This is a genomic window from Streptomyces sp. NPDC111744 (genome assembly GCF_055634995.1).
The window spans coordinates 110,700-134,801 of sequence record NZ_JBVKCG010000021.1; the positions used below are offsets into that span (position 1 = coordinate 110,700).

The 24,102-nt window shown below is 71.7% G+C and carries 19 protein-coding genes and 1 pseudogene; 11 read left to right on the plus strand and 9 right to left on the minus strand.

All coding sequences use genetic code 11. The features are described from left to right. Positions 1-119 precede the first annotated feature (119 nt). A complete protein-coding gene (locus ACZ7OO_RS34435; protein WP_471510951.1) occupies positions 120-560 on the minus strand; it encodes a DUF6114 domain-containing protein in 441 nt (146 codons plus the stop codon). Further along, positions 560-1,261 (minus strand): DUF6230 family protein, encoded by a 702-nt coding sequence (locus ACZ7OO_RS34440; RefSeq protein ID WP_471510953.1) that lies wholly within the window; start codon positions 1,259-1,261, stop codon positions 560-562. The genes ACZ7OO_RS34435 and ACZ7OO_RS34440 overlap by 1 nt, the downstream gene beginning before the upstream one ends. Before the next feature lie 607 nt (positions 1,262-1,868). Here ACZ7OO_RS34440 and ACZ7OO_RS34445 point away from each other — a divergent pair. Beyond that, positions 1,869-2,519 (plus strand): Tat pathway signal sequence domain protein, encoded by a 651-nt coding sequence (locus ACZ7OO_RS34445; RefSeq protein WP_471510955.1) that lies wholly within the window; start codon positions 1,869-1,871, stop codon positions 2,517-2,519. 17 nt (positions 2,520-2,536) lie between these two features. Here the strand turns inward: ACZ7OO_RS34445 and ACZ7OO_RS34450 are convergent, their stop codons facing one another. Beyond that, on the minus strand, positions 2,537-3,460 hold the full coding sequence (locus ACZ7OO_RS34450; RefSeq protein WP_471510957.1) for a lytic polysaccharide monooxygenase auxiliary activity family 9 protein: 924 nt from the start codon (positions 3,458-3,460) through the stop codon (positions 2,537-2,539). 433 nt (positions 3,461-3,893) lie between these two features. Between ACZ7OO_RS34450 and ACZ7OO_RS34455 the strand changes: the two genes are divergently transcribed. Next, complete coding sequence (locus ACZ7OO_RS34455; RefSeq protein WP_471510958.1) at positions 3,894-4,541, plus strand: ScbR family autoregulator-binding transcription factor; 648 nt, start codon at positions 3,894-3,896, stop codon at positions 4,539-4,541. A 53-nt stretch (positions 4,542-4,594) separates the two neighbouring features. Continuing rightward, a complete protein-coding gene (locus ACZ7OO_RS34460; protein ID WP_471510960.1) occupies positions 4,595-5,746 on the plus strand; it encodes a damage-control phosphatase ARMT1 family protein in 1,152 nt (383 codons plus the stop codon). Here ACZ7OO_RS34460 and ACZ7OO_RS34465 read toward each other — a convergent pair. Continuing rightward, positions 5,718-6,251 (minus strand): annotated as a pseudogene (locus ACZ7OO_RS34465) (cytochrome P450); the annotation flags it as partial. The gene ACZ7OO_RS34460 and the pseudogene ACZ7OO_RS34465 overlap by 29 nt on opposite strands. A gap of 310 nt (positions 6,252-6,561) precedes the next feature. Here ACZ7OO_RS34465 and cyc2 point away from each other — a divergent pair. Then, positions 6,562-8,724 (plus strand): germacradienol/geosmin synthase Cyc2, encoded by a 2,163-nt coding sequence (gene cyc2 / locus ACZ7OO_RS34470; protein WP_471510962.1) that lies wholly within the window; start codon positions 6,562-6,564, stop codon positions 8,722-8,724. A 96-nt stretch (positions 8,725-8,820) separates the two neighbouring features. Here cyc2 and ACZ7OO_RS34475 read toward each other — a convergent pair whose 3' ends face one another. Beyond that, a complete protein-coding gene (locus ACZ7OO_RS34475) occupies positions 8,821-9,555 on the minus strand; it encodes a CTP synthase C-terminal region-related (seleno)protein (protein WP_471510964.1) in 735 nt (244 codons plus the stop codon). A gap of 87 nt (positions 9,556-9,642) precedes the next feature. Between ACZ7OO_RS34475 and ACZ7OO_RS34480 the strand changes: the two genes are divergently transcribed. From ACZ7OO_RS34480 to ACZ7OO_RS34495, 4 genes are all read left to right on the plus strand, one after another. Further along, a complete protein-coding gene (locus tag ACZ7OO_RS34480) occupies positions 9,643-10,527 on the plus strand; it encodes a LysR family transcriptional regulator (protein ID WP_471510966.1) in 885 nt (294 codons plus the stop codon). 91 nt (positions 10,528-10,618) lie between these two features. Continuing rightward, positions 10,619-11,173, plus strand: coding sequence for a PDZ domain-containing protein (locus ACZ7OO_RS34485; protein WP_471510968.1), 555 nt, complete (start codon positions 10,619-10,621; stop codon positions 11,171-11,173). Positions 11,174-11,266: 93 nt separating this feature from the next. Next, positions 11,267-12,394 carry an aminopeptidase P family protein gene (locus tag ACZ7OO_RS34490; RefSeq protein ID WP_471510970.1) on the plus strand — a complete coding sequence of 376 codons (1,128 nt, stop codon included), beginning with the start codon at positions 11,267-11,269 and terminating at the stop codon, positions 12,392-12,394. 62 nt (positions 12,395-12,456) lie between these two features. Beyond that, a complete protein-coding gene (locus ACZ7OO_RS34495) occupies positions 12,457-13,401 on the plus strand; it encodes an aminoglycoside phosphotransferase family protein (protein ID WP_471510972.1) in 945 nt (314 codons plus the stop codon). 15 nt (positions 13,402-13,416) lie between these two features. Here ACZ7OO_RS34495 and treZ read toward each other — a convergent pair whose 3' ends face one another. Continuing rightward, positions 13,417-15,162, minus strand: coding sequence for a malto-oligosyltrehalose trehalohydrolase (gene treZ, locus ACZ7OO_RS34500; RefSeq protein WP_471510974.1), 1,746 nt, complete (start codon positions 15,160-15,162; stop codon positions 13,417-13,419). Positions 15,163-15,338: 176 nt separating this feature from the next. Between treZ and ACZ7OO_RS34505 the strand changes: the two genes are divergently transcribed. The 3 genes from ACZ7OO_RS34505 to ACZ7OO_RS34515 all read left to right on the plus strand — a co-directional run bounded on the left by ACZ7OO_RS34505 (position 15,339) and on the right by ACZ7OO_RS34515 (position 17,789). Beyond that, the gene (locus ACZ7OO_RS34505; protein WP_352224786.1) at positions 15,339-15,890 is read left to right on the plus strand and encodes a DUF1707 and FHA domain-containing protein; all 552 of its coding nucleotides are present in this window, start codon (positions 15,339-15,341) and stop codon (positions 15,888-15,890) included. 160 nt (positions 15,891-16,050) lie between these two features. Further along, positions 16,051-17,376: a M14 family zinc carboxypeptidase gene (locus ACZ7OO_RS34510; RefSeq protein WP_471510976.1), complete on the plus strand. Its 1,326-nt coding sequence runs from the start codon at positions 16,051-16,053 to the stop codon at positions 17,374-17,376. Continuing rightward, positions 17,373-17,789 (plus strand): SSI family serine proteinase inhibitor, encoded by a 417-nt coding sequence (locus ACZ7OO_RS34515; RefSeq protein WP_471510978.1) that lies wholly within the window; start codon positions 17,373-17,375, stop codon positions 17,787-17,789. Before ACZ7OO_RS34510 ends, ACZ7OO_RS34515 begins: the two co-directional genes overlap by 4 nt. Before the next feature lie 64 nt (positions 17,790-17,853). Here the strand turns inward: ACZ7OO_RS34515 and ACZ7OO_RS34520 are convergent, their stop codons facing one another. The 3 genes from ACZ7OO_RS34520 to glgX all read right to left on the minus strand — a co-directional run bounded on the left by ACZ7OO_RS34520 (position 17,854) and on the right by glgX (position 23,963). Further along, positions 17,854-19,104, minus strand: a complete 1,251-nt coding sequence (locus ACZ7OO_RS34520; RefSeq protein ID WP_471510980.1) for a M14 family zinc carboxypeptidase — start codon at positions 19,102-19,104, stop codon at positions 17,854-17,856. 278 nt (positions 19,105-19,382) lie between these two features. Next, positions 19,383-21,737: a malto-oligosyltrehalose synthase gene (gene treY / locus ACZ7OO_RS34525; protein WP_471510982.1), complete on the minus strand. Its 2,355-nt coding sequence runs from the start codon at positions 21,735-21,737 to the stop codon at positions 19,383-19,385. A 117-nt stretch (positions 21,738-21,854) separates the two neighbouring features. Beyond that, a complete protein-coding gene (glgX, locus tag ACZ7OO_RS34530) occupies positions 21,855-23,963 on the minus strand; it encodes a glycogen debranching protein GlgX (RefSeq protein ID WP_471510984.1) in 2,109 nt (702 codons plus the stop codon). Positions 23,964-24,102: the final 139 nt, after the last annotated feature.

Sequence of the window (24,102 nt, forward strand, 5' to 3'; positions counted from 1 at the left end):
AGAACGGCAAAGAAGTTCCCAAGTCACCTGTTCAGGCGAACTCTTCGAGAGAGGGCAACGAAAACGCGCACATGGAAAAGAGGCGGACCGAAACCCACCGGCCCGCCTCTCCCGCGGCTTCACACCGCTTCCGCACCATCCCCGAAGCCCTGCGCGGCAGCCCGCGCAGCCTTACGCCGCTTGCGTCGGCCCACCCTCGGCTCCTGGTCCGGCAGCCACCCGAAGGTGATGCAGCTGCCGACGGCTCCGAGCAGCAGGCCGACCATGAAACCGCCGAGGTTCGAGGTGAGCCAGGTCCCCAGGGAGAGCAGGATGCCGAGGATGGAGTAGAAGAGGCGCTGGGCCGGGTTGAAGACGATGAGCAGGCCGCAGACGATCATCAGGGTCGGCAGCAGATATCCCGCCAGGCCCTGCATACCGATGTGCAGGATGACCGGAAGGGGTGCCTTCATGGTCACCAGGATCTCGGCACCGGCCAGTGCGAGCAGCACGCCGCCCAGGAAGGGCCGCTGCCCCCGCCACCGCCCGAACCGCGCTCTCCGGGTCCCCGAGTCGGTCATCAGTCGCAACCGTCGCCGCTGAAGGACATGTGCAGGTTGGGCAGCTTGAAGACGGCCGCGGTGGCGGCGTAGTTGCGCTGGTAGAGGTTGTCGATGACGACACCGTCGGCCTGCTGGCCGTAGACGCCCTTCGGGCCCTGGACGCCCGCCTTGTCGAAGGTGCTGGCGTCGCGGCCGATCTCGATGTTGTTGAACGTGGCGTCGCCCTTGATGTCGTCGGAGTCGATCGCCAGGTTCGACACGGACACCGGCTTGGAGCCGCCACCTGCCTTGAGGAGGAGCTGGATGCCGCCGAGGTCGACGCTCTGGCACATGTTGGTGAGCGTGCCGTTCTTCACCACCGACGTGACGACCAGCTCCTGGCCGCCGGTGTCACCGGCGTTGGGGCTGTTCGGGATCATGTTGTCGAGGCCACCGAACTGCTCGAAGCCGGTGCCGTCGAGCCGGTCGGCGGTGACCACGAACGGCATGCCGGAGATGGCGAACTGCACCCCCAGCACACCCTGCGCGGTGAAGACCGCGAGGCCGGCGGCGGCCAGGGTGGCCGGCACCGCCATCACCGCGGCCCGGCGCGCGCGGACCCGTCCCCGTCTCTGCCCCCCTCCGGTGGCCCCGGTGGTGTCTGGTGTGTCGGAAAGAGAACCGCTTCCCGGGTTCTCAGGCGTGTTGTCGGCGGACGGAACGTCCGGGGACGAGGCCATGTCTGCTCCCATGCAGTAGTCACGCGGGTTGGGCTTCAGTGGCACGTTGTCCTGGCGCGGACAGCGGCTGCCGCGCACGCCTCCTCACAACTCCCGGCGGACGCAAGGGCTTTCTCGTTACGCAGCAGTAGCCAAGTCGCAAGTTACCGGCGGTTACATTTCAGGGTCAAGGCAGTTGTGAAAAAAGGGTGTTGACTATGCGTCAATTGTGTTCTGGCCTCGAACTCCCTTGATCGGTTAATCAACTCCCTTGATCTGCCTTGACGTTGACGGCTGATCAGGTCTACAAATCTCCCTGGTTTCCTTCGGATCCGTGGCGCCGGATCCGCCGAGCGGCATCGGCCGCTTCCCGGCCTCTTCGATCACCGCTCCGCTCACGGCGTCGGCATGGTCGCTTCCCCCAGGGGCCGTGCCCGCACGCCCTCAACCGGCCCGGCCGGAGGCCTAACCCCCCCAGGCTTTCGGCCGGTGTCCGGCTCCGCTGCCGTTGCCGGTCCGTCACGTACGGAGAAGGCGTCACGGGCCGGCAACGGCCGGCGCCCTGTGCGCCCCCACCTGAACCCCCACCTCACCTCACGCAAGTCCCCCAAGGAAAGAGGCAACCCGCATGCGTACGCGATCCCTCCTCGCCCTCGCCGGCACCGTCGTCGCCCTCTCGGCCGCCGCCACCGTTCCGGCCTCGGCCGACGGCGCTGTGCTCACCACCGGCAGCGCCGGCGGCACCGCCGTCGCCGTCGGCGACGTCCTCAGCGCGCCGCTGGCCACCGGTACCAGCGCCACCCTCTACTCCAGCGCCACCGGCACCAGTGGTGTGTCGTGCAAGTCCTCGGTCTTCACCGCCGCGGTCACCGACAACCCGGCCGCCCCCGGCACCGCCACCGAGTCGGTCAGCGGGCACACCTTCGACGCCAGCAGTTGCACCAGCAACGTCCTCGGTGTCACCGGCGTCACCAGCATCACCGTCGACAACCTGCCGTACACCACCACGGTCGCCTCGGACGGCACGCTCACCGTCACCCCGGCGAGTGGCTCCACGATCCAGACCACCGTCAAGCTGAAGACCCTGCTGGGTAGCATCACCTGCGTCTACCAGGCACCCAGCCTGACCGGTACGTCGAGCAACACCGACAACAGCATCAACTTCACCAACCAGGCGTTCACGAAGACCTCCGGCTCCTCGCTCTGCTTCTCGGCCGGTTACTTCACCGCCAAGTACGCCCCGGTCACCGACAACGGCGCCACCGTCTACGTCAACTGACGTCTGCGCAAAGGCGATCAGCGTCGACGCAGACGCAACGCCAGGGCGGCGCCCCCGGTGAGTACCAGCACCGTGGCGGCGCCGCCCGCCAGCAGTGGCGCCGACGGGTCCGAGCCCGAGGTCGTGTCGGAGGCCACGGGAGTGCTGTCGGCGGCGGTTCCGGTCTTTGGGGAGACCGGGGCCGCCGTCGCCGTCTGCCGTGTTGAGGCGGTAACGCTATTGGATGCAGCGGGAGTTGCATTCGCAGGAGTGCTCGGAGACGGCGTGGGGGTTGTCCGCGGCCGCGTGCTCACCGTCGTTCCGCCGTCCTTCTCCGCCGTGAACGCCACGTCGGAACACGAGTAATAGGTGTCCGTCGTGCTGCTGTTCTGCCAGATCGTGTACAGCATCTGACGTCCCGTCCGGTCGGCCGGCAGCGTCGCGCTGAAGTGGTAGGCCCCGTTCGTCAACGGCGGGTCCTTGAACTCGGCGAAGGGCTGCGCGGGCAACTCGGCCCACTTCAGCGGCTTCGCCGGGTCGTACCCCTGCTTCGTCAGATACAGCTTGAACGTACCGGCGTGCGCGATCGTCGAGGCGTACGTCATCGTCATCCGGGCGCCCGGGGTCAACCGGGTCGCGGGCCAGTCCGTGCGCGCCAGGTCGAGTCCCTTGTACGCCGGCAGGTTGCCGCTGCACAGCCTGCCGTCCGGAATCACCTGCCGGTCACGGCCGTTGACCCCCGCCACCCGCAGGTTGTCCCACGCCACGAAGTTCTGCCCGCTCGCCGCGATCGCCGCCTTGCAGGCCGCCGTCGCCGCGCTGCCGCCGCTGGGGGAGCAGGCGTACACCCGGCTGACGGGGTCGGTGGGCGCGCCGTGCGCCTGGGCGGATGCCGCACACGACAGGAGCAGCAGCGGAGCCGCGACGGCGGCTCCCGTCAGACGGGCGGTCGTCCGGGTCATCGGGACGTCTCCTCGGCAGGCGCGGGTACGGGGTCTGCTGAGGTGAGTACGGGAATGGGACGCGCACTGTTCACTGCGGTTGATCACAGCGCCGGGTGATGTGTACGGCACCGACCGCGTCGTCCGTTTTGTGGACGCCGCAAGCGCCGTTGAGAACCAACCGTCCGGCTCGTATCGTGGCGCTCGCCGGTGGGTGCCCGGTCGCCCGCACCGCCTCCGGAAACCGGCACGAACACGAGGGAGGGGCGCGTTCTGATCTCGTGCGTTTGTGCAGTGTGGGCGCTGATCCCGCGGCCACGCCCGCGACTTGTACGTGTCCGTCACCAGGTCCGCACACTTTGCCTCCCGTTGCCGCACGGTGAGCTATCGTGTGCACGGGGTAAAAACAAACCGCATGCCCCGTCGGTTTGGAGCCGTGAGGAGTGTTGAGTCGATGGCGAGGCAGTTACGCGCGGAGCAGACCCGTGCCACGATCATCACGGCCGCCGCCGACCTCTTCGACCGGCGCGGCTACGAATCCACCAGTCTGAGTGAGATCGTCGAACACGCGAAAGTCACCAAGGGGGCGCTCTACTTCCACTTCGCCGCCAAGGAGGACTTGGCGCACGCCATCATGGAGCTCCAGTCCCGCACCTCCAGCCAGTTGGTGAAGGAGATGGACAGTCGCGGCTACTCCTCGCTCGAGACCCTGATGCGCACCACGTTCGCGATCGCCCGGCTCTCCGTCGACGGCCCGATCCCGCGCGCCGGACTGCGACTCGCCACCGCGGACGTCAGCGTGCCGCCGCCGCTCCGGCATCCGTTCACGGAGTGGCTGGAGTTCGCCACACGCAAACTCCTGGGCGCGGTCAAGGAGTCCGACGTCCACCCCGACATAGACGTCGGCGCGGTCGCCCACTCCCTGGTCTGCTTCTTCGTCGGCACCCGGGTCGCCGGCCGCAACCTGGAGCCGGTGGGACGACTGCCGCGCAGGGGCGCGGAGATGTGGTATCTGACGATCCGCGGCCTGGTCCCGGTACACCGGCGCGCCCGTTACATGACCCTCGCCACCCAGTTGGAGCGCGAGATCAGAACCGCGTGACAGGCGCCGTCGGTTCGGCGGAGCCGGGCGGCCCACGCGATAGCGTGGCGCCCATGCCCGACTCCGCCGCCGCACCCGTGATCCTCGGCACCACCGGCCCGTTCCCGCACAGCGTGCTGGCCGAACGGCACCCCGCGATCATCCGTCAGGTGCGCGACGCCTTCCCCTACGGCCCCGAACAGCGCCGCGCCCTCGACGCGCTGCTGCACAACTGCACCGAAGGCGTGATCGAACCCCTTCCCGACGACGACCGGTGGCGCGGCTGGGGCCTGGACACCTACACCGGACAGTCCTGGTTCGACGTGCCGTGGCTGTGGTCCGAGAGCTACTTCTACCGCCGACTCCTGGTCGCCGTAGGCTACTTCGGCCCCGGCCCCTGGCAGGGCATCGACCCCTTCCGCCCCTTCAAGCTCGCCGAACTCGAAGCCAAGGAGACCGACGAGGAACTGGCCGCGCTCGACGCCCTCGACGACGACCCGGACCGTGCCCTGCTGCACGGCTCCCTCTGGGGTAACCGCGCCGACCTGGGCTTTCGCCTCTCCGCCGAGTCGGGGGAGGCCGTCTCCGCCCTGCTGGCCGACGACAGCGCCGAGCTGTTGCGGTTGCTCCGGGGCGGCACCCTGTGCCTCGTCGCCGACAACGCGGGCCGCGAACTCGTCCCCGACCTGCTGCTGATCGCCCACCTCCTGGACACCGGCCGCGCCGACCGTGCCGTCCTGCACATCAAGCCGTATCCCTACTACGTCTCCGACGCCACGACTGCCGACGTCCTCGATGCCCTGCGCAGGCTCACCGCCGCACCGGGTACGGCCGCCGGGTACGGCCGCACCCTCTGGTCGGCGATGTCGGACGGCCGGCTCACCGTGCGCGCCCACCCCTTCTCCTGCGCCCCGCTGCCGTACGCCGAGATGCCCGGGGACCTGCGCGCAGAGTTCGCGTCGGCCGCCCTCACGATCTTCAAGGGCGACCTCAACTACCGCCGTCTGGTGGCCGACCGGCTCTGGCCGCCGACCACGCCCTTCGCCGAGGTCACCGCCTGGTTCCCGGGTCCGGTGGCCGCGTTGCGCACCCTCAAGTCCGATGTGATCACCGGCCTGTCCGCGGACACCGTGGCGGCCCTGGACGCGGCCGAGGGACAGCGCTGGCGCACGGCCGGTACCCACGCCCTGATCCAGGTCAACCCACGCCCGTCGGAAGCGACTTGAGCCCGTTGACGAAGTTGGAGACCAGCCGTTCGGCGGGCCCGGCCGGCTCCAGGAGTGGCGCCTCCGTGTAGAGCGTGCGCAGTTGGAGCCGAGCGAAGTGGGCGCCCAGGCAGATGTGCGGCCCGTCCCCGAAGGACAGCAGCGGGTTCGGCGTACGGCCGAGGTCGAGCCGGTCGGGGGCGGCGAAGGCCCGCTCGTCACGGTTGGCCGACGCGTGCAGGACGACCACCTTGTCACCCTCCCTGATGCGCCGCCCGCCCAGCTCGGTGTCCCGCGTGGCGGTCCGGCGGAAGGTCGGCACCGGCGGATGCCGGCGCAGCAACTCGTCCACGGCGGTGTCGGCGGGCACCTTCCCGGTCCGCAACACGGCGTATGCATCCGGATGTTCGGCCAGTGCGAGGAGCCCGCCGGGGGCGGCCGAGCGCACGGTGTCGTTGCCGGCGATCGTGAGCAGGAAGAAGAACATCTCCAGCTCGCACTCGGCCGGTTCGGGGTCCCGGGCGAGGGCGGGTCTGCTGCCCAAGTGGTCCGGCGGGGCGGCTGTTCGAGCACCCGGTCGGGGTGCGGCGGCGGGGCCTGGGGCGAGGACGGGGGGCGGTGAGCGCTGGGCGGTAGACGCCACGAACCGAGTGGTTCGGCACCTCCGCCGGTTGAGCACCCCGGCAGGGTGCGGAGGCGGGGCCGAGGTGCGAGGGGTGAGCGGCGGACGCCACAAAGGGCGGCCGAAGTTCCCGGATTCCGCTCCGGTTCACGCGATGGTGTGATCATGTGCCGCGCCGCGGATGGCCGTTGGAGCGCACGGGTAGGGCCCGGCCATGATGCAGCCGTTCGAACTCCCGCACTTCTACATGCCGTACCCCGCGCGGCTCAACCCGCATCTGGAGGGGGCACGGGCCCATTCCACCGAGTGGGCCCGTGGGATGGGCATGCTGGAGGGTTCCGGGATCTGGACCCAGGCCGACCTGGAGGCACACGACTACGGCCTGCTGTGCAGCTACACCCACCCCGACTGCGACGGTCCCGCCCTCTCGCTGATCACCGACTGGTACGTGTGGGTGTTCTTCTTCGACGACCACTTCCTCGACATGTACAAGCGCACCCAGGACCGCGCCGCCGGCAAGGCCCATCTCGACCGTCTTCCGCTGTTCATGCCGCTCGACCTCGCGACACCCGTGCCGGAACCGCAGAACCCGGTCGAAGCGGGCCTCGCCGACCTGTGGGCGCGCACGGTGCCGTCGATGTCAGTCGACTGGCGCCGGCGCTTCTCGGTCGCCACCGAGCATCTGCTGAACGAGTCGATGTGGGAACTGTCCAACATCAACGAGGGGCGGATCGCCAACCCCGTCGAGTACATCGAGATGCGCCGCAAGGTCGGCGGCGCCCCCTGGTCGGCAGGGCTCGTCGAGTACGCGACGGCCGAGGTGCCCGCGGTCGCCGCCGGGACGCGGCCGCTGCGGGTGCTGATGGAGACCTTCGCCGACGCCGTCCATCTGCGCAACGACCTGTTCTCCTACCAGCGCGAGGTGGAGGACGAGGGCGAGAACAGCAACGGCGTGCTGGTCCTGGAGACCTTCTTCGACTGCACCACCCAGGAGGCCGCCGACACGGTCAACGACATCCTCACCTCCCGCCTCCACCAGTTCGAGCACACCGCCCTCACCGAAGTGCCCGCCCTCGCCGTCGAGAAGGGCCTCACCCCCGACCAGGCCGCCGCGATCGCCGCGTACACCAAGGGCCTGCAGGACTGGCAGTCGGGCGGCCACGAATGGCACATGCGCTCCAGCCGCTACATGAACCAGGGCGCCAGCGCGTCCTCCCCCTGGCAGCACCTCACCGGCCCCGGCACCTCGGCCGCCGACGTCGGCGCCCTGCTCGCCGCGGCCGCCGCGGAGCGCCTTCGGGCCTACTCCCATGTGCCCTTCCAGCAGGTCGGGCCCTCCCTCCTGCCCGACTTCCACATGCCCTACGAGGTCGAGCTCAGCCCGCACCTCGACGCCGCCCGCTCCAGGCTGACCGCCTGGGCGCGCGGCACTGGCATGCTCGCCGAGGGTGTCTGGGACGAGGACAAGCTCGCCGCCTCCGACCTGGCGCTCTGCTCCGCCGGTCTCGACCCCGACGCCACCCCCGAGGAACTCGACCTCAGCGCCGACTGGCTGGCCTGGGGCACCTACGGGGACGACTACTACCCTCTGGTCTTCGGCACCCGGCGCGACCTGGCCGGCGCCCGGCTCGCGACGGCCCGCCTCTCCGCCTGCATGCCACTGGCCGACGAGCCCGTCCCCGTGCCGGCCACCGCCATGGAGCGAGGCCTGATCGACCTGTGGGCCCGCACCACCGTCGGGATGAGCCCCGAAGACCTGCTCGCTCTCAGACAGTCCGTCGACGCGATGACCGAGAGCTGGCTCTGGGAGATGTCCAACCAGCTCCAGCACCGTATCCCCGACCCCGTGGACTACCTGGAGATGCGCCGGGCCACCTTCGGCGCCGACCTCACCCTGAGCCTGGCCCGCCGCGGCAACGGCCCCGCGATCCCCGCGGAGGTCTACCGCAGCGGCCCGGTCCGCTCCCTGGAGAACGCCGCAATCGACTACGGCATGCTCGTCAACGACGTCTTCTCCTACCAGAAGGAGATCCAGTACGAGGGCGAGTTCCACAACGCGATCCTCGTCGTCCAGAACTTCTTCGGCGTCGACTACCCGACCGGGCTCCGCGTCGTGCACGACCTGATGACCCAGCGGATGCAGCAGTTCGAGCATGTCGTCGCGAGTGAACTCCCGGTCGTCTACGACGACTTCGAGCTGTCGACCGAGGCCCGCGAGGCCATGGACGCCTATGTCCGCGACCTGCAGAACTGGATGGCCGGAATCCTGAACTGGCATGGACAAGTGGACCGTTACAAGGCGGACCACCTCGCCCGCCGGGCCCACGGTTTCCTGCCGGACCGTCCCCCGCTCGCCCCGGCGCTTCCCATCAGCTGACGCGCGTATCGCCTCCGGTGGCGGCGCGGGCCTCTTCCGGGAGGTCCGCACCGGCCGTGCCGCCCGCCACGCACACCGGCTCGCTCGCGCAGGGGCCTACGCCGACGCTCGCACCCTCTCCTCGGCGTGGGCGACCGCGGCCCGGGCCAGGGCGACGACCACCGGATGCGGGTGCGAGCCGTCACCCGACAGCTCCGGCTGGAAGAGCGTGGCCAGAAAGAAGGGGTGACCGGGCAGTTCGGCGACCCGGACGTGACCGTCCTCGTCGTGGCCCGACAGCCGCAGCCCGTGGGCGCGCAGGGTGTCGAGGTGGCGTGAGGGGCCGTAGGAGCAGAAGTACCGCTCGACCGTGCGGCCCGAGCCGATCGCCGACTCGGCCAGCGTGCCAGGCTCGACGCTCACCGCCGCCTCATGACCCACCAGCGAGCAGGCCAGCGGCTCGACCAGGAGATCCTCGGCGTCCGGGTCGTTCTCGGCATGCGCGACCCCGGTCAGGCCGCAGACGTCGCGGGCGTATTCGAGGAGCGCGTGCTGGAAGCCCCCACAGGTGCCCAGGAAGGGGATGCCCTCCTCGCGGGCGGTGCGGATCGCCCTCAGGACCCCGGCCTCGCTGCGGTACGGGCTGCCCGGCAGCACCCACACGGCGTCGAAGCCGCGCACCGCGTCCTCGGCCTCGGCGTCCTCGGACGGGATCCAGTAGGCGTCCAGGACCAGCCGGTCGCGTTCGGCGAGCGCGTCGAGGAGGAGGGGGATCCGGGTGTGCGACACGACGTTGGGGGAGCGGTCGCCGACCAGGGCGACCCTGGCGGTCCGAGCTGCGGAGTTCGTCATGCGCTCATCCTGGGCGCCCGCTCCGGTTCACGTCCAACGATGATTGACGCACTCTTGATAAGTGCCGCTGATGCCATCCTGTACGGCATGGATCCGCACCTCCTGCGCACGTACGTCACCGTGGCCCGCCTCGCCTCCTTCTCGGAGGCCGCGCGCAAGCTGGGATACACCCAGTCCGCGGTCTCACAGCACATCGCCGCCCTCGAACAGGACCTCGGCGCACCCCTGCTCACCCGCCGCCCGGTGTTCCCCACGCCGGCCGGCGAACGGCTCCTGGACCACGCAGGCCCGCTGCTGCTGCGCCTGGAGGCGGCCCGCGCGGACGTCGTACGGATGGCCGCCGCCCCCGCGCCCGGCCTCACCCTCGCCGCCACCCCTACCGCGCTCGGTCCCGCCGTTCTCGCCGCACTCCCCGCCGCGGGTGTCACCCTGCGTGTCCTGGCCCGCGACGACATCCCGGCCGCCGTCGCCACCGGCGCCGCCGACCTGGGCCTGCTCGACGGTCTGGCCGCCCCCAGCGACCCCCTGCGCGTGCCCGACGTGGCCCCGCTGACCACGCACGGCGTCGGCGAGGAATCCGTCGCCGTCCTGCTCCCCGCCGGACACCCCCTCGCCGGCCGCCCGGGCCTGCGCCTCGCCGACCTGGCCGACGCGCGCTGGCTCGACGCGCCCGACGCGGCCCTGCCCCTCGCTCAACTGCGCGCCGCGACGGGCGGCGGCGCCTTCCGGCCGGCCCTGCGCTACGACGGCTCCGACGTCCGCACCCTCACCAGCCTCACCGCCACCGGCCACGGCCTCACCCTGCTGCCCCGGCGCACGGCCACCGACATCCCCGGCACGGTCGCCATCCCCGTCACCGCACCCCGGCTCGTCCACCGGGTGGAACTGGTGTACGGCGGTACGCCCGCAGGAGCGGCGGCGGACCTTGTGGCGGCCCTTCTCGACGGGGCCCAAGGTGCAGGCGGGGCCTGAGGCTTCCCGCCCTTGACCCACGGTCAGTCTCACTCGTTCGTGGCTCGTCGCGCCCGCGTGCGCCGGGTAGAGCTGCGGCTGGAGGCGAACCATGGAACAGACCGCTTTGCGTCCCAAGCCGATCCCCGGTCAGGAACGCCGGGACGGCCCCGAACCCGGGCCGGCCCGGCGCCCGCACGCCGCGCGCCGGCGCGGCCGCCGGGTCAGGTCCCTGCTGTTCGGCCTGGTCGTCAGCACGGTCCTGGTGCTGTCCGGGGTCGGACTCGGCACGGTCGGCGCCACGGTGATCGGCATGAGCAGACTCGCCGAACTGCAACGCCATGCTTCACCGAAGCCGCCCAGGCCCACCCCGTCCGCCACCGCCGGCCCCTCGCGGACGGCCGCCGCGACCCTGGGCGTGGAGGCGGTGGACGCCGAGAAGGTGGGCGCAATGGTGGTGGGCGTGCATGTGCCGGGGCCGGGCTACACGGCGGGTCTGGTCAGGGGCGACGTACTGCTCCAGCTCGGCGGCACCCGGATCGACAGCGCCGCGGACCTGGCCCGAGCGGTGGCCGAGGCCCACCCGGGGAAGGAGGCCAAGCTCACGGTGCGGCACGCGAGCGGGGGGTACCAGCAGTTGACGGTGGTGCCGGGCGTGGTGACCTGAAAGAACCCCAAACCGGCTCGCGCCGCCACGCCGCACCCGGCAGGATGCTCACCGAGGCCCCTACAGTCCCCTCACCCGCACCGGGAGGCCCGGATGACCGGCACCACACCCGCGCCCTTCACCGCCGACGACTACCGGGCCCGTATGACACGCGCGGCGCACACCGCGGCCGACGCCGGACTCGCCGGCCTGCTGATCGCCCCCGGACCCGACATGGTGTGGCTCACCGGTTACACGCCCACCGCGGTCACCGAACGGCTCACCCTCCTCGTCCTGGCCCCCGGCAAGGACCCCGTCCTCGTCGTCCCCACCCTGGAGGCCCCCGACGCCGAGAAGGCCGACGGCGCGGCCGCCCTGAACCTGCGGGACTGGACCGACGGCACCGACCCCTACGCCGTCACCGCCGGCCTGCTCGCCCACGCGGGCCGCTTCGGTGTCAGCGACAACGCCTGGGCCATGCACCTGCTGGGCCTGCAGAAGACGCTCCCGGACACCTCCTACGCCTCCCTCACCGACGCGCTGCCCATGCTCCGCGCCGTGAAGGACCCGGCCGAGCTCGAACTCCTCGCCGCCGCCGGAGCGGCTGCCGACGCAACGTTCGAGGAGATCCGCAAGGTTCCCTTCGCCGGCCGCCGCGAGTCCGACGTCGGCCGCGACCTGGCCGACCTGCTGCGCCGCTTCGGCCATGACCAGGTCGACTTCACCATCGTCGGCTCCGGCCCCAACGGCGCCAACCCGCACCACGAGGTCGGCGACCGTGTCATCCAGGACGGCGACATGGTCGTCCTCGACTTCGGCGGCCTCAAGGACGGCTACGGCTCCGACACCACCCGCACGGTGCACGTGGGCCCGCCGACCGCCGAGGAACGCGAGGTGCACGACATCGTGCGCGCCGCCCAGGAGGCCGGCTTCCGGGCCGTACACCCCGGCGCCGCCTGCCAGGAGGTCGACCGGGCCGCCCGCGCGGTCATCACCGACGCCGGATACGGCGAGTTCTTCATCCACCGCACCGGCCACGGCATCGGCGTCACCACGCACGAGCCGCCGTACATGATCGAGGGCGAGGAGCAGCCGCTCGTGCCGGGGATGTGCTTCTCCGTGGAGCCGGGCATCTATCTGCCCGGCCGCTTCGGGGTACGCATCGAGGACATCGTCACGGTGACCGAGGAGGGCGGCCGTCGTTTCAACAACACCACCCGCGAGATGGTCATAGTGGGCTGACCGACCGGCCCCGGGCGCACCCTCTCGCCCCTACCCCACCCCGAACGGCAACGGCGCGATCCATGACCCAGGCACCGACACCCACCGCGGACACCGTCCGCCGACTGGTCCGTTCGCTGCTCAAGGAGAGCGCGACCGGAACCTCGGGCCCCGACATCCGGCCCGTCGCGGAGGGCGGTGAGCACTTCACCTGGTGGGTCGGCACCCGCTACGTGCTGCGCCTCGCACCCGACCGCGAGGCGTCCGCGCGCCAGCGCCGCGAACTGCGCCTGCGCGACCTGGTACGCCCACACCTGTCCGTCGCCGTCCCGGCCGGCATCGCGCACGGCGAGTGGGCGCCGGGGCTGACCTACACGCTCGACACCGCGATCCCCGGCGGTACGGCCGAGGAGCACGAAGTGTCCGCGGTCGGCGAGGCCGATCTGGCCGGACTGCTCACCGGGCTGCGCGAGGTGCCCGTACGGCAGGCCGAGACGCTCGGTGTGCCGCGCACCCCGCCGCGTTCCCTGGAGGCGCTGCGCCGGATGGCCGTGCCCGCCGCCGAACGCCTCGCCATCGCCGACGAGTTCGACCCCGCGCCCCTGTTCCACTTCACCTCGCCGGGCGCCGCCCAGCTCACCGCCCAGCCCGGTACGGCCGTACTGGTCCACCACGACCTCAAGAGCGAGCACCTGGTGGTCAGCGCCGACGGCAGGGTGCGCGGTGTCCTCGGCTGGACCGACGCGGCCGTGGGCGACCCCGCCGAGGACATCGCCGGGCTCGCCCTCGCGGTCGGCTCCGGAGCGGCCGTCCGTGCGGCCACCCTCGCCGGCTACGGCGCCCGCCCCTGCCTGCGCGGCCTGTGGCTCGCCCGGTGCGACACCGTCATCCGCCTCACCGATCGCCTCGAAGGCCGCGACGACGGCCCTCTGCCCCTGCTGCGCGTCCAACTCCTGCGCGCCTGGGAGGCGATCCTCCTGGAGCGCGTGTCGGACTTCCGGGAGGACGCCACGGACGATGAGCCGTAGGGCACGCGCGCGTGCTCACGCCCGGGTCAGCACCACGCACGACTCGCCCGGCACCCGCAGCAGCCCGTTCGCGTCCGGTGCCGTCACTGCGTCCCACGCGGCCAGGACCTCCACCCGGCCGGTGCCCAGCGGGATGGCGGCCGGTTCCTTGCCCAGGTTCACCGCGACCCGCACGTCACCGCGCCGGAACGCCAGCCAGCGTGCCTCCTCGTCGTAGGCCACCTTGGTGTCGGCGAGGTCGGGGTCGGTGAGGTCCGGCTGCTCGTGGCGCAGGGCGATCAGCCGGCGGTACCAGGCCAGCACGCGCGCGTGCGGCTCGCGTTCCGGCTCCGACCAGTCCAGGCAGGACCGCTCCCGGGTCGCCGGGTCCTGCGGATCGGGTACGTCCTCCTCGGCCCACCCGTGCGCCGCGAACTCCCGTCGCCTGCCGCGCCGTACGGCCTCCGCCAGATCCGGGTCCGTGTGGTCGGTGAAGAACTGCCAGGGGGTGCCCGCCGCCCACTCCTCACCCATGAACAGCATCGGTGTGAAGGGCGCCGTGAGCGTCAGCGTGGCGGCACAGGCCAGCAGGCCGGGGGAGAGGGTGGCGGAAAGCCGGTCGCCCTGGGCGCGGTTGCCGACCTGGTCGTGGGTCTGGGTGTAGCCGAGCAGCCGGTGCCCGGCCACCCGCGCCCGGTCCAGCGGCCGGCCGTGGTGGCGGCCCCGGAAGCTGGAGTACGTGCCGTCGTGGAAGTAACCGCCGGTGAGGGTCTTGGCGACGGCGGCGAGGGGAGTGCGCGCGAAGTCGGCGTAGTACCCCTGGGACTCCCCGGTCAGCGCGGTGTGCAGGGCGTGGTGGAAGTCGTCGTTCCACTGTGTGTCCAGGCCGAAACCGTGCTCCGCGCGCGCGGTGATGACACGTGGGTCGTTCAGGTCGGACTCGCCGACGAGGAACAACGGCCGTCCCGACTCGGCCGCCAGGCCGGCCACGGCCGACGACAGCTCCTCCAGGAAGTGGCACGCGCGCGTGTCGCACAGCGCGTGCACCGCGTCCAGGCGCAGCCCGTCGATCCGGTAGTCGCGCAGCCAGGCCAGCGCGCTGCCCACCAGGTACGCGCGCACCTCGTCCGAACCGGGCGCGTCCAGGTTGACCGCCGCACCCCAGGGCGTGTGGTGCGTCTCCGTGAAGTACGGCCCGAACGCGGGCAGGTAGTTGCCCGACGGGCCGAGGTGGTTGTGGACCACGTCCAGGACGACCCCGAGCCCGAGTTCGTGCGCCCGGTCGACAAACCGTTTCAGCGCCTCGGGGCCGCCGTACGGCTCGTGCACCGCCCACAGCGAGACCCCCTCGTACCCCCAGCCGTGCCGACCCGGGAACGGGCAGAGGGGCATCAACTCCACGTGGGTCACACCCAGTTCCCGTAGATGGTCCAGGCGCCCGGCGGCCGCGTCCAGGGTGCCCTCGGGGGTGTACGTGCCCACGTGCAACTCGTAGAGCAGCGCGCCCGGCAGCGTGCGTCCCGGCCACGCGGCACGCCACGCGTACCGGTCGTGGTCGACGACCGCGCTGAGTCCGTCGGGCCCGTCCGGCTGGCGGCGCGAGCGCGGGTCGGGCAGCACGGGGCCGTCGTCCAGCGCGAACCCGTAGCGGGTGCCGTCCTCGGCGTCCGCCTCCCCGGCCCACCAGCCCGGCCGCCGCGGATCGCGCTCCAACGCGCTCGTGACGCCGTCGCAATGGAGCGTCACACGGTCTGCCTGCGGTGCCCACACCTCGAACTGCACGGACGGTTCCCCTTCGTCTGGCTCATCGTGAGGTAGTCCGTCCATCGTGCCGTGAAAAGAGATCAATCCGCTCTGAATCTGGGCTTTGTCGGCGGGTGTCGCCGTACGTACGCGCGCGTGACGGCCGTTTCCCCGTTTTCTGGACACCCGGGGTTCGCTGACCCAGAATCGGCAGCGTGACGTCGTCCTTCGAGTTCAACACCTATCCCGCGCGGCTGTCCGATGCGGAGCGCGAGAAGGCGCTGAGTGTGCTGCGCGACGGCGTCGTCATGGGACGGCTGTCGCACGACACGTTCGTGCGCCGTATGGAGTTGGCGCTCGCCGCCCGCCGCGCGGACGAACTCGCGGCGCTCACCGCCGACCTGCCCCAGGAGAACCGCTTCGCGCGCGTGCTCTTCGGCACCGTCGAGGCCGTCTCCGGGTTCACGGTGCGGCTGCGCCGGGCCTGGCAGGCCGAGCGGCTGCCCAAGCTGCTGCTGCCGCACCCCGGCACCGGGCACCCGCTGCGCATCGGCCGCGACCCCGCCAACGGGCTGCGGCTCAACCACGAGACGGTCTCCCGGGTGCACGCCGAACTCCACCGGCAGGGCGGCCTGTGGGTGCTCAGGGACCTCGGCTCCACCAACGGCACGACGGTGAACGGCCGCCGGGTGATCGGAGCCGCCGTCGTCCGCGAAGGCGACCAGGTCGGCTTCGGCCGGGTGTCCTTCCGGCTCGCGGCCCATTGAGTTCCCATCTACTCCCCAGTGGCTGAAAAACGTTTCTCCGCCACGGTGTTGACGTACCCCTCGAGTCGTGACTGACTGTGCGTACCCCATGCACATCATGTGATCCGACGGCACAGCATCGTGGAGGTGTGACCTGCCGCCCCTCCACCGCTTTCCGTCCGTGGACGAGCTGTCCTCGCGGGCGGCCGCGCTGGTCGCCGACCACCCCCGGGAAGCCCGGCTGCGCCGGATCGGCACCTCCCGCGCGGGCGACCCGATGTGGCTGCTTTCCATCGGTCACGGCAGTCGGCACGCCCTCGTCGTGGCCGGCCCGCACGCCAACGAACCCGTCGGCGGCGCCACCGTGCTCCGCCTGGCTGACCGGGTTCTCGCCGACCCCCGGCTCACCGAGGACGCCGACGTCACCTGGAACCTGCTGCTGTGCCTGGACCCGGACGGCTCGCGCCGCAACGAGGGCTGGCTGGCCGGGCCGTACACGCTGGGCCACTACTTCCGGAACTTCTTCCGGCCCGGCTTCCTGGAGCAGCCCGAATGGCTGCCCGACGGGGCCGACGCCGTCGCGCTGCCCGAGACCCGGGCACTGCTCGACCTCCAGGACGAGCTGCGGCCCTTCCTCCAGTGCTCGCTGCACGGCGTCGACGTCGGCGGTGGCTTCGTGGAGCTGACCCATGACCTGCCCGGCCTCGCCCAGCGCCTCGCGCACACCGCGAGCCGGCTCGGCATCCCCCGCGAACTCGGTGCCTACGACGCCCTGTACTGGCCCACCCTGGGCCCGGCCGTCTACCGGGTGCCGCCGCCCCGCCGGGGCGACCTGGCCGCCGCCATCACCGAGGCGGCCGTCGAGTCCACCTGGTTCCACCCGTACCGGCACGGCACCGTCACCGCCATCGTCGAGGCGCCCATGTGGGGCGTGGCCGCCGTCCAGGACGACGCAGCGCCCGCCGACCGGAACGCGGCGCTGCGCGCCGTCAGCCGGACCCTGCGGCACGACACCGGTCTCCTGGAGGACGTCCTGGCCCGGATCCGGCCCCGGTTGTCCGCCGCGCCGGACGCGGCCCGGCTGCTCGCGCCGGTGGACGACTACCTGCTCGTCTGCCCGGGCCTCGCCGACACCTGGGACCCAGGCACCGACGCCGGCAGCGCCCGCCCGCTGCCCCCGCTCAGCAACGCCCGTCTGGCCGCCCTGCGGATCGCCGGGCGGCGGCTGGTCCTGCGCACCGCCGGGCTGCTGCACCGGCTGCTGCGCGGCACCGGCCACGACCCGGCCGGTGCCCTGCCCGACCTGGACCGGCTGATCGACACCTGGTGCGCCGACTACCACCGGACCTTCCACGCACGCTGGATCCCGGTCGCACGCCAGGCGGAGTACCAGACACGTGTGGTCCTGAGCGCTTTCGAACTCGCACACCGCCACGCGCGCGTGCGTGCTCGTTCGGGTGAGTCGGGCTGGGGCGCCGAGGCTGCCGTGCCGATGTACAGGGAATGACTTGTCTGATCAAAGCGACAGTGACCGGCGGCGCCCTGCTGGCGGCCGCCGCCCTCCTCGCCGCCGGCCCGGCCCAGGCCGCGTCCGGCGCCACCGGCAGCGGCGACTACCTGTACCTGACCGTCACCAAGGGCGAGAGCCGGTCCGGCGACGCGCACGGCACGCTGCTGCTGTGCGACCCGCCCCAGGGGCACTCCCGCGCGGCCGAGGCCTGCGCCGAGCTCGACACGGTGGGCGGTGACATCGCGCGCATCTCCCCGGCCAAGGACGCGATGTGCCCGATGGTCTACGCCCCCGTGACCGCACAGGCGCGCGGGGTGTGGAACGGCCGGCCGATCCAGTACCGCGAGACGTTCGCCAACTCCTGCGCGATGGCGGTGCGGACCGGCGCTGTCTTCGCCCTCGACAGCTGACCCCCGGGGCGGCGTGCGGCCCGAGGGTGTGATCCGCCGGGACGGGTCCCGGACCTCACGGACCTCACGCCGCCCTTTCACGGGCGTGCTGCGCGGCCGCCAGCACCGTCCGGGACTGATGCTCCACCTGGCGCTCCAACGGCACCCAGCGGGCCTGGAAGCGCTCCCCGTAGGCGTCGCACCAGGAGGCCACCAACTCGTCCAGCCGCTGCGCCGCGCGGTCGTCCGCCTCCCGCAGCACCCGCAGCAGCATCGACGCCGCCCGCAACGGCAGCCGCCGCCCGAAGGCGTCCACACTGCCGACGTACGCCCTCGTGGTGTCGATCGGCGGCCGGAGGATCCAGTCCTCGGCCAGCCCGGGAATCAGCCCCAGCGCCCAGCGGGCCGCCCGCAGCAGCGGCCCGTCCAGGCCGTCCAGGCGGGGCAGCGCCTCGGCCAGCACCCGCTCCACCTCCCGCGAATCCCGCAGCAGCCGGAGCGCCAGCCGACGCATCGCCGCCGCCGGCGCCGGGTGCGGCGCCGGGTCGTCGACCAGGTCGCTCGCCCACATCGGCACCTCCACCACCGCCGTGAGACCGCCGTAGCGGTGCGCGTGGTACCAGGTGCTGTGCCGTGCGTCGTCCGGCATGCTCGGGTAGGCCACCCCCGACCCGGGACCGGGCATCACCCGGACCCCGGGACCGGACGCCGGCCAGCCCGCGGCGTCCGAGGCGCCCGTCTCCACCGGGATGTGCAGCTCCGCCGCGGACTTGGCGAACGGTTCGGCGAGACCGGGCACGTCCTTCGTCAGCTGCACCCAGCTGCCGCCCAGATCGGTGCCGTGCAGGGTCACCTGGAGGTAGGGGCGCAGTTCGTCGATCACCCCGAGCAGGGCCAGGGTCTCGGGCGGCAGCCGGTCCGGGGGCAGCACCGACGGCGACCACTCCGGCTGTTCGGGGCCCGCCGGGCGGTAGAAGCCGTGGTGGTAGTCGAGCAGGCTGCGCGGTGCCGGGGTGACATGCAGGCTCGCCCCGTCCGGGTCCGCGCACAGCAGGAAGTGCCAGGAGGTCTCCGCCCGTAGGTCCCGCTCGTTCAGCACCCGTTCGGCGAGCACTTGAAGGGTGCCGCCCCCGGTCGGTTCGTTGGCGTGGGCGCCCGCGACCACCAGCACCGCCCGCCGGGCGTGTCCCACGGACAGCAGGTGCAGCGGTCTGCCCGCGCGGGAGACGCCGATCTCCCGCAACGTGCACAGGCCGGGCCGATGAGCGGCCAACGCCCGGGCGGTCGCGACCAGTTCGGGAACACTGGGGTAATGCAGCTCCGGCAGGAGACTCACCCCCGACTTGTCCGCCCTGCTTCGCTCTCCCCAGTCCCGCACGGTATAGGTGAACTGTCAAGAACCTCCCGGGGAGGCTCCTGGGGGCGCCAAGGCGCATGAGCCGTCAGCCGGCAAGGCGGTTGACAGCGACGGGGTTGCGAAGTCATTACGGGGCGCGGAACGGCTCCGCGCGCCTTTACGGACGCGGTACGCGCCCGACGAGTTTCGGCAACCCCCCGACCCGGCCCCATATTCACTCGTACGAGTGAATATGACCCTCAGTGCCCTCAGTGCCCTCAGTGCCCGTCGTCCACCCGCTCCAGCAGCGCCACCGGCAGCCCCTCGAAAAGCTCGGCCACGCGCGCGTGGCCCGTGAACTCCCGCTGCGGTGCCAGTACGTCGGCCCACCGGCCCGGCGGCAGCGGCAGGACCGTGTCCCGCCAGCCGCCCGCCGCGGCCAGTCGCAGCGACAGCCGGGTCACCGCCGTGACCACCTCCCCGGAGCGCGCGAAGGCCAGACAGTGCGCCGCGGCCGGTCCCTCGGCCGTCAGCGGCGCGTACGTCGCCGTATCGCCGAAGACGTCCGGTCGCCGCGCCCGCAGCCGCAGCGCCGCCGTCGTCACCGCGTCCTTCTCGCCCGGGTGCTCGGGCGGGAAGGAGACCGGCCGCCGGTTGTCCGGGTCGACCAACGCCCGGAACTCGCCCTCCGTGCTCTGGTAGACGTCCGGCACACCCGGCATCGTCAGATGGACCAGAGCCGTGCCGAGGACGTTCGCCCGGACGTGCGCCGCCAGCGAGGCGCGGAAGGCCGCCACGCGCTCTCCTGACGCCCCGCACGGCCCCGCCGCGACGAACGAGGCCACCGCCTCCTCGTAGGGCGGCTCCTGCTCCGTCCAGCTCGTGTAGAGGCCCGCCTCCCGCACATGCTTCAGCAGCGCCTCCTGCACCCGCTCGGGATCCGCCGGGCCGAGCCCGAACACCGTCTGCCAGGCCGCCCACGCCAGCTGCGCGTCCGGGACGCCCTCCCCCTCCCGGGTCACCTCGGTCAGCACGTCCGCCCAGCGCTCCGGGCACTCCGTCAGCACGGCCAGCGCCGCCCGCACGTCGGCGCTGCGCTTGGTGTCGTGTGTCGTCACCACCGTCCCGGTGAGCGGCCAGTCGTGCTGCACGCGCGCGCAGTAGGCGTGGAAGCCGTCGGGGGAGACGCCCGGGCTGCCGGGATCACCGCCCACCTCGGTCGCGGACAGCAGCGGCACATAGCGGTAGAACGCCGTGTCCTCCACGGACTTGGCCCGCAGCGCGGAGGAGGTCTGCGCGAACCGCGTCCGGAACTCCACGGGCCCGGGTGCGTCGTCCCCTGCCAGCAGCAGCCCGCGCACCACGTCCACCGCCCCGCCCTCCTCGGGCACCACGAAGGCCGAGCGGGACTCCTCGGCCGCCCGCTCGGTGACCACGGCGGCCGCGTCGCCCGAGGTGTACGGCCGGTACACCCGCATCCGCACCAGCAGCTCCTCCAGCGCGATGCGCAGCGCCCAGGGCGCCCGGTCGCGCAGCGCGGGGTCCGGCGACGTCGCGCACACGCGCGCTGCCACCCGGGTCAGCCGGTCCGTCTCGGCCGCCAGCTCGTGCGTGAGCACCTTGTACGCCGCCCGCCGAACGGTCGCCTCCCAGTCGCCGCCCCGGTCCGTCTGCGGGGCCGCGAACCGCCGGTACTGGCCCAGCAGTTCACCGGCGCCCGCGGGATCCGTGAACAGGCCGTCCACCTGCCGCAGCGCGTCGTACCCGGTGGTCCCCGCGACCGGCCAGCCGGCCGGCAGCCGTTCACCGTCGGCGAGGATCTTTTCCACGACCGTCCAGCGCCCGCCGGTCGCCTTGTGCAGCCGCGCGAGATAGGCGCCGGGGTCGGCGAGCCCGTCGGGATGGTCGACGCGCAGCCCGTCCACCACCCCCTCGTGCAGCAGCTGGAGAATCTTGGCGTGGGTGGCTTCGAACACCTCGGGGTCCTCCACCCGCACCCCGATCAGCTCCGAGATGCTGAAGAACCGCCGGTAGTTCAGCTCGGTCCGGGCCAGCCGCCACCACACCGGGCGGTACCACTGGGCGTCCAGCAACTCCGGCAGCGGCAGGTCCGCGGTGCCCTCCCGGAGCGGGAAGGCATGCTCGTGATAGCGCAGCACGTCGCCGTCGACCACGAGCTGCCCGAGCACCTCGCCGACCGGCCCGCCGAGCACCGGCACCAGCAGCTGCCCGCCCTGCGCCTCCCAGTCGATGTCGAACCAGCGCGCGTACGGCGACTTGGGGCCCTCCCGCAGGACCTCCCACAGGGCGTGGTTGTGCCGGGGGGACATGGCCATGTGGTTCGGCACGATGTCCACGACCAGACCGAGACCGTGGTCCCGCGCGGTACGCGCGAGCGCGCGCAGTCCCTCCTCGCCGCCGAGTTCCTCGCGCACGCGCGCATGGTCGACGACGTCATAGCCGTGCGTGGAGCCCGGCACGGCCTCCAGGACGGGGGAGAGGTGCAGATGGGAGACGCCGAGGGAGGAGATGTACGGCACGGACGCCTCGGCGGCCGGGAATGGGAAGCTGGGCTGGATCTGAAGGCGGTAGGTGGCTGTCGGCGCGGCGGAGGCGGTTCGCTCGGCTGTCATGCGGACGTAGTACCCGTCTCGTCGAGTTTTGTGTCACGGCGCGGGCCGGTGGGCGCCTGGTCGCGCCCGCGCGGCGGAGCCGCATACCGGATCCGGCTCCGCCCCGCTGCCGGCTCTCTATGCGGGCCTCTTCAGAACAGTCAGGCTCCGCCCCACCAACGTCAGCCGCGCGCCCCCGTCCACCTTCGGCCCCGATGGCACCCCCTCGGCCCTGGCGGTGTCCACCACCACCTCCCACTGCCGGCCGTGATTCACCGGCACCAGAAACTCCAGCGGTTCCGGCGAGGCGTTGAACATCAGCAGGAAGGAGTCGTCGGCGATCCGCTCCCCGCGCGGCCCCGGTTCCGAGATCGCGTTGCCGTTGAGGAACACGGTCAGGGCCGACGCCTGAGTCGCCCCCCAGTCCTGCGGGGCCATCTCATGGCCCTCCGGAGTGAACCAGGCGATGTCGGAGAGGTCGTCGTGGGTGCCCTCCACCGGGCGGCCGTGGAAGAAGCGGCGGCGCCGGAAGACCGGGTGCTCCTTGCGCAGCCGTGCCATCGCCCGCGTGAAGGTCAGCAGGTCGCTGTCCTCCTCGGGGCCTGGCCAGTCCACCCAGGACAGCTCGTTGTCCTGGCAGTACGCGTTGTTGTTCCCCTGCTGTGTGCGCGCGAACTCGTCGCCGTGGCCGATCATCGGCACGCCCTGGGAGAGCATCAGCGTGGCGATGAAGTTCCGCATCTGCCGTTCGCGCAGTTCGAGGACCGCGGGATCGTCGGTGTGCCCCTCGACCCCGCAGTTCCAGGAGCGGTTGTGGCTCTCGCCGTCCCGGTTGTCCTCGCCGTTGGCCTCGTTGTGCTTCTCGTTGTACGACACCAGGTCGTGCAGCGTGAACCCGTCGTGGCAGGTCACGAAGTTGATGGAAGCCAGCGGGCGGCGGCCGTCGTCCTGGTAGAGGTCGGAGGATCCGGTCAGCCGGGAGGCGAACTCCGCGAGCGCGCGTGGCTCGCCGCGCCACAGGTCGCGCACGGTGTCGCGGTACTTGCCGTTCCACTCGGTCCACAGCGGCGGGAAGTTGCCCACCTGGTAACCGCCCTCGCCCACGTCCCAGGGCTCGGCGATCAGCTTCACCTGGGAGACCACCGGGTCCTGCTGCACCAGGTCGAAGAACGACGACAGCCGGTCCACCTCGTGGAACTGCCTCGCCAGCGTCGCCGCGAGGTCGAAACGGAAGCCGTCGACATGCATCTCGGTGACCCAGTACCGCAACGAGTCCATGATCATCTGGAGGACGTGCGGGGACCGCATCAGCAGGGAGTTCCCGGTGCCGGTCGTGTCCATGTAATAGCGGGGGTCGTCCGTCAGCCGGTAGTACGACGGATTGTCCAGACCCCGGAAGGAGAGCGTCGGGCCCAGGTGGTTGCCCTCGGCGGTGTGGTTGTAGACGACGTCCAGGATCACCTCGATCCCGGCCTCGTGGAGCGCCCGGACCGCCGACTTGAACTCCAGGACCTGCTGACCGCGGTCGCCCCAGGAGGCGTACGCGTTGTGCGGGGCGAAGAAACCGATCGTGTTGTAGCCCCAGTAGTTGTTCAGGCCCATGTCGACCAGCCGGTGGTCGTTGACGAACTGGTGGACCGGCATCAGCTCCAGTGCCGTGACACCCAGCTCCGTCAGGTGTTCGATGACCGCCGGGTGTGCGAGGCCCGCGTAGGTGCCGCGCAGCTCCTCGGGCAGCCCCGGGTGGCGCATGGTCAGGCCCTTCACATGGGCCTCGTAGATCACCGTGTGGTGGTACTCGGTGCGCGGCCGCCGGTCGTCGCCCCAGTCGAAGTACGGGTTGATGACGACCGACGTCATGGTGTGCGGGGCCGAGTCCAGATCGTTGCGCTTGTCGGGGTCGCCGAAGTGGTAGCCGTACACCTCCTCGCCCCAGCGCACCGACCCGCTGACCGCCTTCGCGTAGGGGTCGAGCAGCAGCTTCGCCGAGTTGCAGCGCAGACCGCGTCCGGGGTCGTACGGGCCGTGCGCTCTGAAGCCGTAGCGCTGCCCGGGCATCACCCCGGGCAGGTACGCGTGCCGGACGAAGGCGTCGCTCTCGCGCAGCTCCACCGCCGTCTCGGAGCCATCGTCGTGCAGTAGACACAGCTCCACTCGGTCCGCGGTCTCCGTGAACACCGCGAAGTTGGTCCCGGCGCCGTCGTACGTGGCACCGAGCGGATACGCCTCTCCAGGCCAGACCTGCATGAAGTCGACTCTTCCAGGTGTGTATTGCGCGCGGGGGCGCCTTGGTCATGAGTCTGCCCGAAAGTAATGGAACCCCAAATGACTTACGTCCCTCTTACCCGGCGACCAGTGCACACAGTGGCCCAAGTGGCGATGTGTG